Annotated in this window: 10 protein-coding genes, 2 tRNA genes and 1 pseudogene; 6 read left to right on the top strand and 7 right to left on the bottom strand. The window is 35.1% G+C overall.

The window, feature by feature from the left end:
* The first annotated feature begins 50 nt into the window (after positions 1 to 50).
* A pseudogene (locus LQ189_RS12785) lies at positions 51 to 2,225 on the top strand (S46 family peptidase).
* A gap of 195 nt (positions 2,226 to 2,420) precedes the next feature.
* Complete coding sequence (locus LQ189_RS12790; RefSeq protein ID WP_086455137.1) at positions 2,421 to 2,645, top strand: hypothetical protein; 225 nt, start codon at positions 2,421 to 2,423, stop codon at positions 2,643 to 2,645.
* Between the two features lie 132 nt (positions 2,646 to 2,777).
* Here LQ189_RS12790 and LQ189_RS12795 read toward each other — a convergent pair whose 3' ends face one another.
* The 5 genes from LQ189_RS12795 to mutS all read right to left on the bottom strand — a co-directional run bounded on the left by LQ189_RS12795 (position 2,778) and on the right by mutS (position 6,571).
* Positions 2,778 to 3,128 (bottom strand): DUF1508 domain-containing protein, encoded by a 351-nt coding sequence (locus tag LQ189_RS12795; RefSeq protein WP_230157680.1) that lies wholly within the window; start codon positions 3,126 to 3,128, stop codon positions 2,778 to 2,780.
* A 153-nt stretch (positions 3,129 to 3,281) separates the two neighbouring features.
* Positions 3,282 to 3,599: a GIY-YIG nuclease family protein gene (locus tag LQ189_RS12800; protein WP_230157682.1), complete on the bottom strand. Its 318-nt coding sequence runs from the start codon at positions 3,597 to 3,599 to the stop codon at positions 3,282 to 3,284.
* Between the two features lie 18 nt (positions 3,600 to 3,617).
* A tRNA-Leu gene (locus LQ189_RS12805) sits at positions 3,618 to 3,703 on the bottom strand.
* Between the two features lie 15 nt (positions 3,704 to 3,718).
* Positions 3,719 to 3,791, bottom strand: a tRNA-Gly gene (locus LQ189_RS12810).
* 143 nt (positions 3,792 to 3,934) lie between these two features.
* On the bottom strand, positions 3,935 to 6,571 hold the full coding sequence (mutS, locus tag LQ189_RS12815; protein ID WP_230157684.1) for a DNA mismatch repair protein MutS: 2,637 nt from the start codon (positions 6,569 to 6,571) through the stop codon (positions 3,935 to 3,937).
* Positions 6,572 to 6,731: 160 nt separating this feature from the next.
* On the opposite strand from mutS, the gene LQ189_RS12820 reads away from it, so the two are divergent.
* Positions 6,732 to 7,181, top strand: coding sequence for a DUF1573 domain-containing protein (locus LQ189_RS12820; RefSeq protein WP_086454050.1), 450 nt, complete (start codon positions 6,732 to 6,734; stop codon positions 7,179 to 7,181).
* 71 nt (positions 7,182 to 7,252) lie between these two features.
* On the top strand, positions 7,253 to 7,783 hold the full coding sequence (locus LQ189_RS12825) for an RNA methyltransferase (RefSeq protein WP_230157686.1): 531 nt from the start codon (positions 7,253 to 7,255) through the stop codon (positions 7,781 to 7,783).
* Here the strand turns inward: LQ189_RS12825 and folK are convergent.
* Positions 7,764 to 8,909, bottom strand: coding sequence for a 2-amino-4-hydroxy-6-hydroxymethyldihydropteridine diphosphokinase (gene folK / locus LQ189_RS12830; RefSeq protein WP_230157688.1), 1,146 nt, complete (start codon positions 8,907 to 8,909; stop codon positions 7,764 to 7,766). The genes LQ189_RS12825 and folK overlap by 20 nt on opposite strands.
* Before the next feature lie 134 nt (positions 8,910 to 9,043).
* On the opposite strand from folK, the gene sppA reads away from it, so the two are divergent.
* Together sppA and LQ189_RS12840 are read left to right on the top strand one after the other, a co-directional pair.
* Positions 9,044 to 10,804 (top strand): signal peptide peptidase SppA, encoded by a 1,761-nt coding sequence (sppA, locus tag LQ189_RS12835; RefSeq protein ID WP_230157689.1) that lies wholly within the window; start codon positions 9,044 to 9,046, stop codon positions 10,802 to 10,804.
* Positions 10,805 to 10,992: 188 nt separating this feature from the next.
* A complete protein-coding gene (locus LQ189_RS12840) occupies positions 10,993 to 13,614 on the top strand; it encodes an AsmA-like C-terminal region-containing protein (protein WP_230157690.1) in 2,622 nt (873 codons plus the stop codon).
* A gap of 233 nt (positions 13,615 to 13,847) precedes the next feature.
* On the opposite strand, the gene LQ189_RS12845 is transcribed toward LQ189_RS12840, so the two are convergent.
* Positions 13,848 to 14,642, bottom strand: coding sequence for a DUF2797 domain-containing protein (locus LQ189_RS12845; protein ID WP_230157691.1), 795 nt, complete (start codon positions 14,640 to 14,642; stop codon positions 13,848 to 13,850).
* Positions 14,643 to 14,703 lie beyond the last annotated feature (61 nt).

Raw genomic sequence — 14,703 nt, forward strand, 5'->3', positions numbered from 1 at the left:
AATCAATCATCCAGTTGTATCACACTTTTCTCAAACTAAATTATATACCAATGAAATTTTTAAAATTGTTCTTATTACTATTTGTCATTCAAACACAAGCGCAACAAGGCGGTATGTGGATTCCCTCTTTATTGAAAGGAATGAATGAAACCGAAATGAAGAATCTAGGCATGAAAATGTCAATCAAAGACATTTATGATGTGAATCAATCTAGCATGAAAGATGCAGTGCCGCATTTTAACGGTGGCTGTACTTCTGAAGTGATTTCGCCAAAAGGCTTATTACTTACCAATCACCACTGCGGTTATTCTCAAATTCAATCACACTCTTCAGTTGAGAAAGATTATTTAGCTGATGGTTTTTGGGCCTATAAAATGGAAGACGAATTACCAAACGAAAATTTGACTGTTACTTTTATGGTGAAAATTGAAGACGTAACTACTCAAATTCTTGAAGGCACAGCGACACTAACAAACGAAGCCGATAAACAGAAAAAAATTCAAGAAAACATGACTCGTTTGAGCGCCTCTTTCCCGAAAGAATCTTGGCAAGAAAACAAAATTCGTACGTTTTACGAAGGCAATCAATACTTACTTTTTGTAACAGAGACTTTTTCTGATGTGCGCTTGGTTGGAGCTCCGCCTACATCAATAGGGAAATTTGGGTCTGACACAGACAATTGGGTTTGGCCACGTCATACAGGAGATTTTTCGTTATTCCGCATTTATGCCGATAAAAATAATCGTCCCGCAAAATACTCCAAAGACAATGTTCCTTATACTCCAAAACACTTCTTACCTATTTCGCTTGACGGTATAGCCGAAGATGATTTCACGCTTGTTTTTGGTTACCCAGGGAAAACCAACGAATACCTACCATCTGTAGCCATCGAACAAATTGTCAACGAACTCAATCCTGCAAAGATTTAAATTCGCGATAAAGCCTTAAAAGTAGCCGATGGATTCATGCGTAAAGACAATGCTATTAAAATTCAGTACGCCTCTAAATATGCTAGTATTGCTAATTATTGGAAAAAATGGATTGGTGAAACTCAAGGACTTCAAAAATCGAATGCGGTAGCAGTAAAAAGAGAGGCCGAAAAAGCTTTTCAGCAAAAAATCACTAAAGCTGGTAAAGAAAAAGAATACGGTACACTTTTAGCTGATTTTGATAAAAACTACACAGCAATTGCGCCCTACGCGCTTGCTCGAGATTACTTTATGGAAACCGTACAACGAAATACTGAACTATTGAGTACCGCTTTCAGATTGTATCAATTAGAACAAGTATACAAATCCAAAGGGGAACAAGCCTTTACGGATCGAAAAAATAATTTAGTTAGCGGCTTGACCGATTTTTATAAAAACTTCAATGCTACCGTTGACGAAAAAGTTTTTGAACAATTGATAGCATTGTACGCTACAAAATCTCCAAAACAATTTTTACCGAAAAGTTTAGAAAATATTGACGCCAAAAATCTAGCTACAACAATATACACCAATTCAAGATTAACGAGCTACAACAGCTTAAAAGAAGTTTTAACTGGAGACGCGCCAACCATTTTAGCGAATTTAAATAAAGATCCTGGATATCTATTAGCAAAAGAACTTGCAGATAGCTACAATACACTTGTAGCTCCTAAGTATGACGAAATCAACCAAACGATTACGGCATTGCAACGCACTTATATGAAGGCGCAATTAGAACTCAATACCGATAGTAGAATTTTCCCAGATGCAAACAGTACCTTACGTGTTACTTATGGAAAAGTGAAAGGGTACGAACCCAAAGATGCTACACTGTACACCCCAATAACGTATTTAGATGGTGTAATGGAAAAATACATTCCTGGTGACTACGAGTTTGATGTTCCAAAAAAGCTGATCGATTTGTATCAAAAGAAAGACTACGGTGAGTATGCTGAAAACGGAAAAATGCCCGTATGTTTCATAGGTACAAACCACACTACTGGAGGCAACTCAGGAAGCCCTGCTCTAGATGCTAGCGGTAACTTGATCGGTTTGAACTTTGACCGCGTTTGGGAAGGTACAATGAGTGATATCTATTACGACCCAAGTATTTGTAGAAACATCATGGTAGACATCCGCTATGTGCTCTTCATTATGGATAAATACGCTGGGGCGAAAAATCTAATCAATGAGTTGAAACTAGTTCACCCAAAAAAAAGTAAAAGATTGACAACAAAAAAGTCAAACACAAAATAAAGTCAGATTTTGCTCAAAAATTAATAACAAAAAAAACACCGTTTATTTTATTAAAATTGGCACAAAAATTGTAATCAAATACAGTGTTGGTAAAAAGTATATTATTTTTCAAAAAAAAAATAAAAAAATATTTTACATATTAAAAAATTTATATCTTTGCCACGAATTAATAATTAACCTTTATATTAAATTAAGATGAAAAAAGTATTTTTAAGTTTAGCTGCTGTTGCTGTATTAACTGTTGTATCTTGTAAAAAAGCTGATGCTCCTGCTGAGGATGCTGCTGCTGTAGTTGATTCTGCTGCTGCTGTAGTTGATTCTGCTGCTGCTGTAGTTGATTCTGCTGCAACTGTTGTTGATTCTGCTGCTGCTACTGCTACTGAAGCTGCTGAAGTTGCTACTGAAGCTGCAAAAAAATAATTAGAACTCAATTCTAAAAATTTTAAGAGCCATCCGCCTTGCGAGATGGCTTTTTTATTGGAGTACAGTCATAATTAAAAAGAGCGCTTGGATTTGATTCCAAGCGCTCTTTTTTAGTTTACAATATTTAGTTTAATCTTCTAAAAATATCAAATCATTCGACGTAAAATCTAACGTCTCAGATACCGATGCGTAGCGTACAATTTCATCAATACCTTTCTGAAGACGCAAGGACGTGGTATACTTTCTACTTGTTGCAAAATGACTCCCCTCAAGCATGAGCTTAAAATAAAATTTACCTGACGTAGATTTGAACTTTAAAAAATCAGCAGTATCACTTTTAATTTTAAATTGCTCAATGGCTTCCTCACATTCAAACTTCAACTCATAACTCAAACTTGTAAAAACTACCTTCCCTTTTCTAGAAGTAAAAACAAATTTATACTCCTCATTATACCGCTTACTAATTACAAAAGCACCCATACATATTATTAAAAAGATAAAAAACAATTAACTCACTAACAACTAAAACCACAGATAATCAGCAATAAAAAAAGGTCATAAAAAAAGCCCCTTCAAACGAAGGAGCTTTGTACTCAGAGCAGCTCCGAAGCTTCGGAGTTGAACCCGCAGATCTTATAATTTATTTTGAATATCTGATAAAATACCTGGATCAACAATCACTTTCTCCAAAAAAACCCTAGATTTCATTCTTTTCAAAAAACGCTCCAAATCATATGCTGTTGTACTTGAGTCACATTCAAAACATAATCTTAAATCCCAAGGAATTCCCTTGCTAGTAAATGAATTACTGTACAACCCAGAATTATGTTCAACTAATCTTTTATCAACATCATCGGTCGTTCCAACATAATACCTATCTAATTTTTGAGAATAAAGTATATAAATGAAATACATTGATTTAAAATATATAATAAAAAAAGCTCCAAACATAGTTTGAAGCTTTTTTAGTACTCAGAGCGGGACTTGAACCCGCACGAACATTGCTGTTCACTGGATTTTAAGTCCAGCGTGTCTACCAATTTCACCATCCGAGCATTAAGAGGTGTTTGAGCGAAAAACGGGGCTCGAACCCGCGACCTCGACCTTGGCAAGGTCGCGCTCTACCAACTGAGCTATTTTCGCATTTTGTATTTAAAAGAACCGCAAAACTTGTTCCGTATTGCGGATGCAAATTTAAGACATTTATTGGATTACACAAGCCTTTTTTGCAAAAAAATCAAACAAAAAAGATAACAATCTGATAACGTGCCACTAAAAAACATAAATTATTTTCTACTCAACATTCTTTTAATTTCATTGAGTTTCATTAACGCCTCCATAGGCGTTATGGTATTAATATCAAGACTAATGATCTCCTCTTTTATTTCTTCGAGTAAAGGATCGTCAAGGTTAAAGAAACTCATTTGCATTGGCTCTTCTGGTTCTCCTTTTAGTATTGACCCCTGCTTTGAGGTTTTAGTGCCGTTTAAGGCATCACTAGAATGGTTACGCTCTAATTTCTTGAGTAGTTTTTGGGCTTTTAAAATCACTATTTGAGGCATTCCAGCCATTTTGGCTACATGGATCCCAAAACTGTGTGCACTTCCTCCTTTTACTAATTTTCGAATAAAAAGAACATTGTCTTTTAATTCTTTGACAGCCACATTGTAATTTTGTATGCGTGTTAATGACTCACTCATTTCATTCAACTCATGGTAATGCGTAGCAAACAAAGTTTTGGGCTGAGATGGGTGTTCGTGTAAAAATTCGGCTATGGCCCAAGCAATCGAAATTCCATCATAGGTGCTGGTTCCTCGACCAATTTCATCTAATAGAACTAAACTTCGATCTGAAATATTATTCAAGATAGATGCCGTTTCATTCATTTCAACCATAAAAGTAGACTCACCCATAGAAATATTATCGCTTGCCCCTACTCTTGTAAATATTTTATCTACAATTCCCATTCGTAAACTTTCGGCAGGGACAAAACTTCCCATTTGCGCCAAAAGTACAATTAAGGCGGTTTGTCTTAATATTGCTGATTTACCAGACATGTTAGGCCCTGTGATCATTATTAATTGCTGTGTCTCTCGATCCAAAAAAACATCATTTGCAATATAAGGCGTACCTACAGGCAATTGTTTTTCTATCACAGGATGCCTTCCGTTTTTAATATCCAATTCAAAACTATCATCAAGTTCAGGACAAACATACTTATTCTCAACAGCTAACTGAGTAAAAGAGCACAAGCAATCTAGTTGTGCGATTAAATTAGCGTTCATTTGAACTGGTTTGATGTACGTTGCAATCCAACTCACTAATTGCTCAAATAATTCGACTTCTATTTTATGAATTTTTTCCTCGGCGCCTAAGATTTTTGTTTCGTATTCTTTTAATTCTTCCGTAATATACCGTTCTGCATTGACTAGTGTTTGTTTCCTGATCCATTCGGTAGGTACTTTATCTTTGTGCATATTACGAACTTCAATATAGTAGCCAAAAACATTATTGAATGAGATTTTCAACGATGAAATCCCCGTTGCTTGTGATTCGCGTTTTTCAATACCCTCTAAAAATTCCTTACCTGAAGTTGAAATGGCTCTCAACTCGTCTAGCTCAGCGTGAACTCCTGGCGCAATAGCATTTCCTTTGGCTATAGCCACAGGAGCATCTTGATTTAAAACGGATTTAATTTTTTCGCGAAGCAAATCGCAACTATGCAAGCTATCCCCTATTACTTTTACTGCTTCTTGCTGACTTTGTAAAGCAAGTGTTTTTATGGGAATTATGGCATCTAAAGATTCTTTCAAGTAAATCACTTCGCGTGGCGAAACTTTGCCAGCAGCAATTTTAGAAATCAATCGTTCTAAGTCGGATATTTGTTTGATTTGATTTTGAATGTTTTTTAAAACACTCTGATTCTCTTTTAGATAAGACACCACTTGATGCCTGCCTTTTATTTTATGACTGTCTTTTAAAGGTAAAGCTAACCATCTTTTTAGTAGTCTTCCACCCATTGGCGAAAGCGTTTTATCAATCACATCAAGCAAGGTGACCGCATTAGGATTATAACTATGGTAAAGCTCTAAGTTGCGAATGGTAAAGCGATCCATCCATACATAAGCATCCTCAGCAATACGCTGTATGGAAGTTATGTGTTGCACCTTATTGTGTTGCGTTTCGGACAAATAATACAATATGGCTCCAGATGCAATGATACCTTCGTTCAAATCTTCAATACCAAAACCTTTTAAAGAAACGGTTTGAAAATGTTTTGTAAGCGTTTCAAAGGCATAATCTTCCTTGAAAACCCAATCTTCCAGATAAAAATTATGAAAGTCTTCTCCAAAAGCTTCTTTAAATTCCCCTTTTTTATTTTTTGGAATCAAAACTTCACTTGGACTAAAATTTTGAAGCAACTTATCTATATATTCGGCGTTGCCTTGAGCGGTTAAAAACTCTCCTGTTGAAACATCTAGAAAGGAGATTCCTATGATTTTATTGGCAAAATAAATTGCCGCAAGAAAATTATTTGTTTTAGATTGCAAAACCTCATCGTTCATTGAAACCCCTGGAGTAACGAGTTCCGTAACACCTCGTTTTACAATGGTTTTGGTCATTTTGGGATCTTCGAGCTGATCGCAAATTGCTACACGCAAACCTGCTTTGACAAGCTTAGGCAAATAGGTATTCAAGGAATGATGCGGAAAACCTGCCAAGGCAGTTTCTCCTTCGGAGCCTGCGCCACGCTTGGTTAAAACAATTCCAAGAATTTTTGAGGCTCGAACCGCATCTTCGCCAAAGGTTTCATAAAAATCACCAACACGAAATAGCAAGCAAGCATCAGGGTACTTTCTTTTTATCTCGTTGTATTGTTTCATCAATGGTGTTTCCTTGACTATTTTATCTTTTGACGCCACTTTTTTTGAGGTATTTGGTAATTAAAATTTAGGCGAATTTATAGATTTTTAAACAAAATTGAATGTTATTCAGGGTAAAGTATTTATTTTAATCTAATTTTTAGATGTAACATATATTTTTTTAATTAAATTTGTGCTTACAATTTAATATTATACTGACATGAAAAAAATAATTGCTTTAGCTATGCTAGTTACCTTTGGGATAACAGGTATGAACGCACAAGAAACTACAAAAAAACTAAAACCAGTAAAAGCTAAAATTGCTGCTACAAAAGTAAATGGAGCTGGAATGGTTTTTGTAACAGAAACTATTGATTACGGTACTGTTGCTCACAACTCTGATGGAAGAAGAGAATTTGTATTTACAAACAACGGAAACAAACCATTGATCATTACAAATGCTCAAGGATCATGTGGTTGTACTGTACCTAGTTATCCTAAAGAGCCTATTGCTCCTGGAGCAAAAGGAGTTATTGGAGTGAAATATGATACTTCAAGAGGAGGACAGCCGTTTACAAAAACAATCACGTTAACATCAAACGCAGTTGTTCCTACTAAAACGCTTACTATCAAAGGAAATGTTTTAGCAGCTGAAACATCAAAAAGCTAATTCTTTTTTACAACAAATACTTTAAAGCTTCCTGTAAAATTGGAAGCTTTTTTTTTGAATAATTCCACAACATGAGAAAGTTAGAAAACAGTGAACTCGAACGTAAATCAATTGAAACCTTTAAAAAATCTACAAAAACACCCCTGATACTGGTTTTAGATGATATTAGAAGTTTGCACAATATCGGATCTGTGTTTCGTACCGCGGATGCTTTTTTAATTGAAAAAATATATCTGTGCGGCATTACAGCCACTCCTCCTAACAAAGAAATTCATAAAACAGCACTAGGCGCTACAGACACTGTTGCTTGGGAACATTACGATAGCGTCTTGGAAGTTATAGAGAAATTAAACAATGAAAATGTGATTACTCTAGCTATTGAACAAGTAGAGCATGCTGCTTTTCTTCAAAATTTTGAAGTTGAAAAAGATAAAAAATACGCTTTAGTCTTTGGTAACGAAGTTCATGGCGTCTCTCAAGAAGCGGTGGCATTATGTACTGGTTGTATTGAAATCCCTCAGCTTGGGACTAAGCATTCCTTAAACATATCTGTGAGTGCTGGCATCGTTGTTTGGGATTTATTTAAACAGTACCAGTATTGATCTTCTTTTGAATTTCGTTCAGGATAAACAAGTAGTCTTCTTGATTTTTAACAAAATCTCTATCAGACACATCAATAATCAACACATTGAGATCCGTTTGAGATTTAATGTAATCTAAATAGCCACTATTTATTTTATCTAAATAATCGGCAGGGATTTTTTGCTCATAACTGCGTCCTCTTTTCTTGATGTTCTGCAACAGGCGTTCTGAATTTTGATATAAATAAACGTATAAATCTGGCTTAGGCATTTCTTTGTAAATGATATCAAACAAGTTACGATACAAGCGGTATTCATCTTCAGCGAGTGTAATCTTAGCAAAAATCAACGATTTAAAAATATGATAATCAGCAACTAAAAAATCTTTAAACAAATCAAATTGTGCCAAGTCATCTGATAATTGCTGATACCTATCGGCAAGGAAAGACATCTCTAGTGGAAAGGCATAACGGTTTTGATCTTTATAAAATTTTGGTAAAAAAGGATTATCGGCAAATCGCTCTAAAACTGTTTTAGCATTAAAATCCTCTGCTATTTTTGATGCTAAGGTTGTTTTTCCAGCCCCAATATTCCCTTCAAAAGCTACATAATTATAGCGTTCTAGCGGAATGTTACGCAACGGTTCATCAAGATCTTGTACGTATACACAAGCGCTTGTGTCTGGAGTACATGCCAACAACTCCGAAACATTTTTATGTAAAAGAGGGTGTTTCCAATCTAGATTCAGATCCAAAACGGGAACCAAAACAAAATTCCTGTTTTGCATTAAAGGATGTGGCACCTGTAGTTTTTCAGTAGCAATAACATCATCATCAAAAGCAACAATATCAATATCAATTACTCTAGATTGGTATTCAGTTGATAGATTAGGAACACGTCCCAAACGTTTTTCAATTTTTAAAACCTGATTCAAAACTTTATGCGCCGCTTGATACGTGTGAATTAGTACAGCACAATTATAAAAGGCTTCACTCTCAAAACCCCAAGCGGGTGATTCATATAACTTAGAAGTTTTGATAATTGTACCAACCTCTTGATGTATTAAGTGCAGGCATTGAAGGATGTTTTCCTTGCGATTTCCTTGATTACTTCCTATGGATAATATGACTTGATGTTGTGATTTCATAATGGGGTGCAAATTAACTAAAAGAATTTTAGAATTATATCAAATTGCGCTATGCATAAAATAATAAACATAAAAAAGTCTCCCAATTGTGTAACAATACGATGGTTTCAGAGACTTATTAAAAAAATATAAGTATGAAATTTTTAGGAAATGTATTAGCTACCATCATTGGTATTTTTGTGTTTTTCATGTTGTTTTTCTTTGGCATTGTTCTACTTGGAGCCATTTTTGGTGGAGAATCTGAAGCAGTTGTAGTTGAAAAAAATTCTGTTATCGAGTTGGATTTAGGAAATATACAAAATGATTATGCAGGGAAATACAAGGATCCTTGGGTTACCGTTTTCTCAGAAAACAAAACCATAGGCTTGATTGACATACTAAATGCTATCGAGGAAGCAAAAACAGATGATGATATTAAAGGAATATCTATTTTGAATAGCAATTCTGGATTAGGGATGGCCCAAAGCAAATCCTTGCGTGATGCGCTAGAAAGTTTTAAAAAATCAGGCAAATTTGTCATGGCTTACGCCAATGTGTATTCGCAAAAAGAGTACTACATCAACTCTGTTGCGAGTCCTATTTATATCAATCCTGTTGGAGAAATGGACTTTAAAGGTCTTTCCTCCGAAATTATGTTTTTCAAAGATTTCCAAGAAAAATCAGGACTAAAAATGGAAGTGATCCGCCACGGAAAGTACAAAAGTGCCGTAGAACCTTTCTTAGAGAACCAAATGAGCGAGGCCAATAGAGAGCAAACTACAGCTTTGTTAACCTCTGTTTGGAATTCTGTTGTAAATGACATTTCAAAAAGTAGAAATATCCCAGTGGCAAAACTAAATGAAATTGCCAATGGCCTGCAAGCTAGAACACCAGAAATGGCAAAAGCACAAAAACTGGTAGATATTATTGCCTACGAAGATGTATACCATGATGCCATTAAGAAGATTTTGAAAGTAGACAAAGACGAAGAATACAACACTATATCTGTTGTTGATTATGCACAAAAAGTAGCTACAACCTCCCTATCAAAAGATAGCTCAAATGAAATTGCAGTTATTTATGCTCAGGGAGAAATTATGGGTGGTGAAGGAGATGTAACAGTAATAGGTGAAGGATCTATCCGTCGCTCATTGGAAGAAGCCAGAAATAATAAAGACGTCAAAGCAATTGTTTTACGAATAGACAGTCCAGGCGGAAGCGCACTGACATCTGACTTGATTTGGAGAGAAATAGAATTGACCAAAAAAGTAAAACCTATTGTTGTTTCCATGGGGAATTATGCAGCATCAGGAGGTTATTATATTGCTTGTAACGCCAATACTATTTTTGCGGAAGAAAATACCATTACGGGATCAATAGGAGTTTTTGGAGTTTTGCCAAATTTTACTCCACTGGCAACAAAGATGGGAATTTATACCGAGCAAGTTAAAACGCATACTAATGCTGCTGATTATAGCCCATTTGTACCATTAGACGAAAACTTTAAAGCTGTTACTCTTGAAGGGGTAGAACACATCTACAAAACATTTGTAACGCATGTAGCTACAGGAAGAAAAATGACCTTTGCTCAAGTAGACGCCATTGCTCAAGGAAGAGTATGGACAGGATCTGAGGCACTAAAAATAGGACTTGTAGACAATATAGGTGGTCTTGATGATGCTATTGCAAATGCTGCTAAGCTGGCTAAAATAGAGTCATACAGCACTCAAAATTATCCTGAATACGAAAAAAACTTTGAAGAATTATTTGCTGGATTCCCATTTGCTAGTTCAAAGGCAACATTTATCAAAGAAGAAATTGGAGAAGAAAATTACCGTGTGATGCAGGAGATAAAAAAGCTTCAAAACCGCAAAGGTATACAAGCTATATTGCCTTATGAAATCAACATTAGGTAATTAATAAAAATCAAAAGCTTACAAAATCCGCTTGAGTATGATACTCTAGCGGATTTTTTTGTTTTCAAATAATAAAGATTTTTGGGTTTTATGAAAACATTACATACAATTTCCCCAAGAAACTATTATTTTTGTATGGAGTTGACCAAAATTCTCCTTGGTCTTACCCCATTAAAAACTAAAACATTATGGTAAAGAAAATTTTAAAAATCATCGGAATCCTAGTATTACTTTTGGTAGTAACGCTATTTGCAGCACCGTTTTTATTCAAAGACCAGATAAAAGCAAAAATATCTGAGGCTATAAACGCCAATGTAGATGCCAAAGTAACCTTTGCAGAAGCAGATTTAAGTCTTTTTAAAAATTTTCCAAATGCAAATGTAACCTTAGGAAAATTTGTCATAATCAATAAAGCTCCGTTTGAAGGTGACACTCTTGTTTCATTGGGAGAATTAGACTTAAAAATGTCTATCAAAGAACTTTTTAAGGATAAAAAAGAAGCCATTGCTATTGATGGTATTTACTCTAAAGATGGTTTAATTAATATCATTTTCAATAAAAATGGAATTGGCAACTTTGATATTGCTCTTAAAGATCAAAAAACAAAAGAAGAAGGTCCAAGTAGTCCATTACTACTAAAAATCAAAGATTATAAAATTGAGAACTTTCAATTTCGCTATTTTGATGAAAGTTCTAAAATTAAAATGGTCATTGATAGTCTTAACCATGAAGGGACAGGAGATTTTGCCGCACAAAAATTAGACTTAGACACTAAAACTACAGCCAAAGTTTCTCTCAATCTGGACAAGGTCAACTATATGAATAAAGTAGCCTTGACACTAGATGCCGTTTTAGGAATTGATTTGGCGCAAAGCAAATATACGTTTAAAGAAAACAAAGCCTTAATCAACCAATTGCCGTTAGAATTTGATGGTTTTATACAAATAACGCCAAAAGGACAACAATATGACTTAAAGTTTAAAACACCTACCTCCTCATTCAAAAACTTCTTAGGGATTATCCCTGAAGCCTACGCCGCTAGTTTAGACAATGTAAAAACTACTGGAGATTTCACCATAGTTGGTTTTGCAAAAGGGTTGTACTCTGAGACTACTGTTCCAAAGTTTAACATAGCCATTGCCTCAAACAATGCTTCGTTTCAATATCCGAACTTGCCTAAATCAGTTGATAAAATTATAATTGACACCAAAATTATCAACGAAACAGGAATTCTTAATGACACTTATGTAAACCTAGACCAACTGTCATTTCAAATTGACCAGGATGTATTTAATGCCAAAGCCAATATTAGAAACGTGACCCAAAACGCACTAGTTGATGCCGCATTAAAAGGAACTATTAATTTAGCTAATCTTTCTAAAGCCTATCCTATCAAACTTGACAAACCTTTATCAGGTATTTTAAAAGCTGATGTTACTACAAAATTTGACATGCAATCTGTTGAGAAAAGCGACTATGAAAAAATAAAGAATGCCGGTAACATGAGTTTATCTGGTTTTAAATACGCTGACGAAAACGGAAAAACAATGAACATAAGCACGGCAGTGGTTCAGTTCAATCCTAGCCAAGTGAATTTAAAACAATTGAATGCTACAACAGGAAAAAGCGATATTAGTGTAAGTGGAATTTTAGAGAATTTTTATGGATTTATTTTTAGAAATCAAGAACTAAAAGGAAATTTTAACATGACCTCTAAACAATTAGCTGTTGATGATTTTATGACGACAGGCGAACCTGCAAAAACCGAAGCTGGTACAGCTAAAAAAGCTGATGCCATGAAGATTCCTGCGTTCTTAAACTGTACGCTTACTGCAAAAGCTACTACGGTTTTATATGACAACCTTACACTAAGAGATGTATCTGGAAAATTGACCGTAAGAGACCAAAAAGTCAGTTTACAAAACGTAAAAACATCTATTTTTGGAGGAACAATTGGCGTAAACGGAGCTGTTTCTACTAAAGGAAAGACTCCCGTTTTTAACATGGATTTGAAATTAAATCAAGTTGATATTGCACAATCATTTACGCAGCTAGATATGCTGAAAAAAATTGCGCCTATTGCCGGTATCATCAACGGGAAGCTGAACTCTAGCATTAAACTGAACGGAAATCTAGATGCAACTGAATTTACACCCGATTTAAAAACACTAACAGGAGATTTATTGGGCCAATTGTTGTCATCAACTGTAAATGCAAATAATTCTACTTTGTTGAAAGCAATTGGGTCTAACATTAAATTTGTTGATGTAAACAAAATTAATTTAAATGACATTAAAGCAGCCATAACCTTCAAGGATGGTAAGGTAAATGTAAAGCCATTTGATATTAAATACAAAGACATCAAAGCTACTGTGGGCGGAACGCATGGTTTTGACCAAAGCATGAATTACACCTTAAAATTTGATGTGCCCGCCAAATATTTAGGCTCGGAGGCCAATGCGTTACTAGCCAAACTAACACCTGCTGATGCTGCCAAACTAGAGAATTTACCTATCAATGCGTCCTTAGTTGGTAATTTTACAAATCCGAGAATTACAACTGATGTAAAGACAGCAGTTACTAAGCTTACAACGCAACTGGTAAACCAACAAAAAGACCGATTGGTTAAAAAAGGAACCTCGGCAATTACAGATTATATCAACAAGAATAAAAAACCAGGTGATACTACAAAAACAGCTAAGCCAAGTACACCTGCGGCAAAAGAAGAAGTAAAAGCAAAAGCAGCTGATTTGCTCAACGGTTTGTTTAAAAAGAAAAAGAAAGCTGTAGATACTACTAAAGTAAATTAAGAACGTTTTATAAAATAGGAAAGAGGAATTCACTAAGTGAAATTCCTCTTTTTTTGTTTGTAATTTTAGTATAGTTCCTAGTATAGGCGTGCTGCTGCAACGGGTTTGCGTGCGTAAAGGATGGCAGCGGCATCCTTTTATGGAGCCCAAGCGGAATAAAAGATATAGCGAACAGCCTGACCTTTTTTTAAAATTTTTTCCAATTTTAAAAAAAGGATACGCCCTAGAACTTTTTATACTGCAAGAGATACTACATACCCCTCTGAACCACGGATGTTAAAGACAGTTCCGTTTTCAAAAAGTAAATATTGCCCTTTTACACCGGTAAGTTTGCCTTTAAATTGAGGTGTTTTGTCCAAGCTTAAACTGTTTACTTTAGTGGGATAGTCTAAAACGGGGTAGTGCATTTCATACAAATCATTTTTTTGAGCATGAAAATATTCCTGAACCTCATTTGGAATTAGATTTTCAACTTTTAAACGTTCTGCAACTAAGTCAATTTGCTCTACATTATTGGTTAACATTTTTCGCCAATTGGTTTTATCAGCATAATGGTTTTTGAGTGCTACTTCGGTAATTCCAGCTAGATATCTATTAGGCACTTCTACAATTGAAATAGCCTGGTTAGCACCTTGATCTATCCATCGGGTTGGGACTTGCGTTTTGCGAGTCACACCTACTTTTACTTCGCTGGATAAGGCTAGGTAAACAATATGAGGTTGCAATTGCACTTTTTGTTCATAGGCTAAATCCCGGTCTTGAATCCCAAGATGCGCGGTACTTAACTCGGGTTTCATAATCCAATCGCCCACGGCTGGGCTAGAATAAAAACAATCGTAACAAAAACCTTGACGGAATATTTTTTTCTTTTTGCCACAATTTAAACATTGATAGCCTACAAAATTGATCTCTAGCTCTTTATTCAGTAACTGATTCACGTTCAAAAAACTATCTTCAAAAACCAAGTAATATTGAATGGGATTACCCAATTCGGTTTGCATTTTTGCAAGTACACCTTCGTAAGTCATGCGCTTTAAAGTTTCGGGTTTAACACAAGTTGTTAAACAAATTTTGTTATTTTTGGTAAAG

The sequence above is a fragment of the Flavobacterium sp. CECT 9288 genome, assembly GCF_918731615.1.
Lineage (GTDB): Bacteria > Bacteroidota > Bacteroidia > Flavobacteriales > Flavobacteriaceae > Flavobacterium.

Bases quoted from the DNA above. Each gene is read 5' to 3' on its own strand.
- LQ189_RS12790 (WP_086455137.1), top strand. From the start codon at position 2,421: ATGAAAAAAGTATTTTTAAGTTTAGCTGCTGTTGCTGTATTAACTGTT.
- LQ189_RS12795 (WP_230157680.1), bottom strand. From the start codon at position 3,128: ATGGGTGCTTTTGTAATTAGTAAGCGGTATAATGAGGAGTATAAATTT.
- LQ189_RS12800 (WP_230157682.1), bottom strand. From the start codon at position 3,599: ATGTTTGGAGCTTTTTTTATTATATATTTTAAATCAATGTATTTCATT.
- LQ189_RS12820 (WP_086454050.1), top strand. From the start codon at position 6,732: ATGAAAAAAATAATTGCTTTAGCTATGCTAGTTACCTTTGGGATAACA.
- LQ189_RS12825 (WP_230157686.1), top strand. From the start codon at position 7,253: ATGAGAAAGTTAGAAAACAGTGAACTCGAACGTAAATCAATTGAAACC.
- folK (WP_230157688.1), bottom strand. From the start codon at position 8,909: ATGAAATCACAACATCAAGTCATATTATCCATAGGAAGTAATCAAGGA.
- sppA (WP_230157689.1), top strand. From the start codon at position 9,044: ATGAAATTTTTAGGAAATGTATTAGCTACCATCATTGGTATTTTTGTG.
- LQ189_RS12840 (WP_230157690.1), top strand. From the start codon at position 10,993: ATGGTAAAGAAAATTTTAAAAATCATCGGAATCCTAGTATTACTTTTG.
- LQ189_RS12845 (WP_230157691.1), bottom strand. From the start codon at position 14,642: ATGACTTACGAAGGTGTACTTGCAAAAATGCAAACCGAATTGGGTAAT.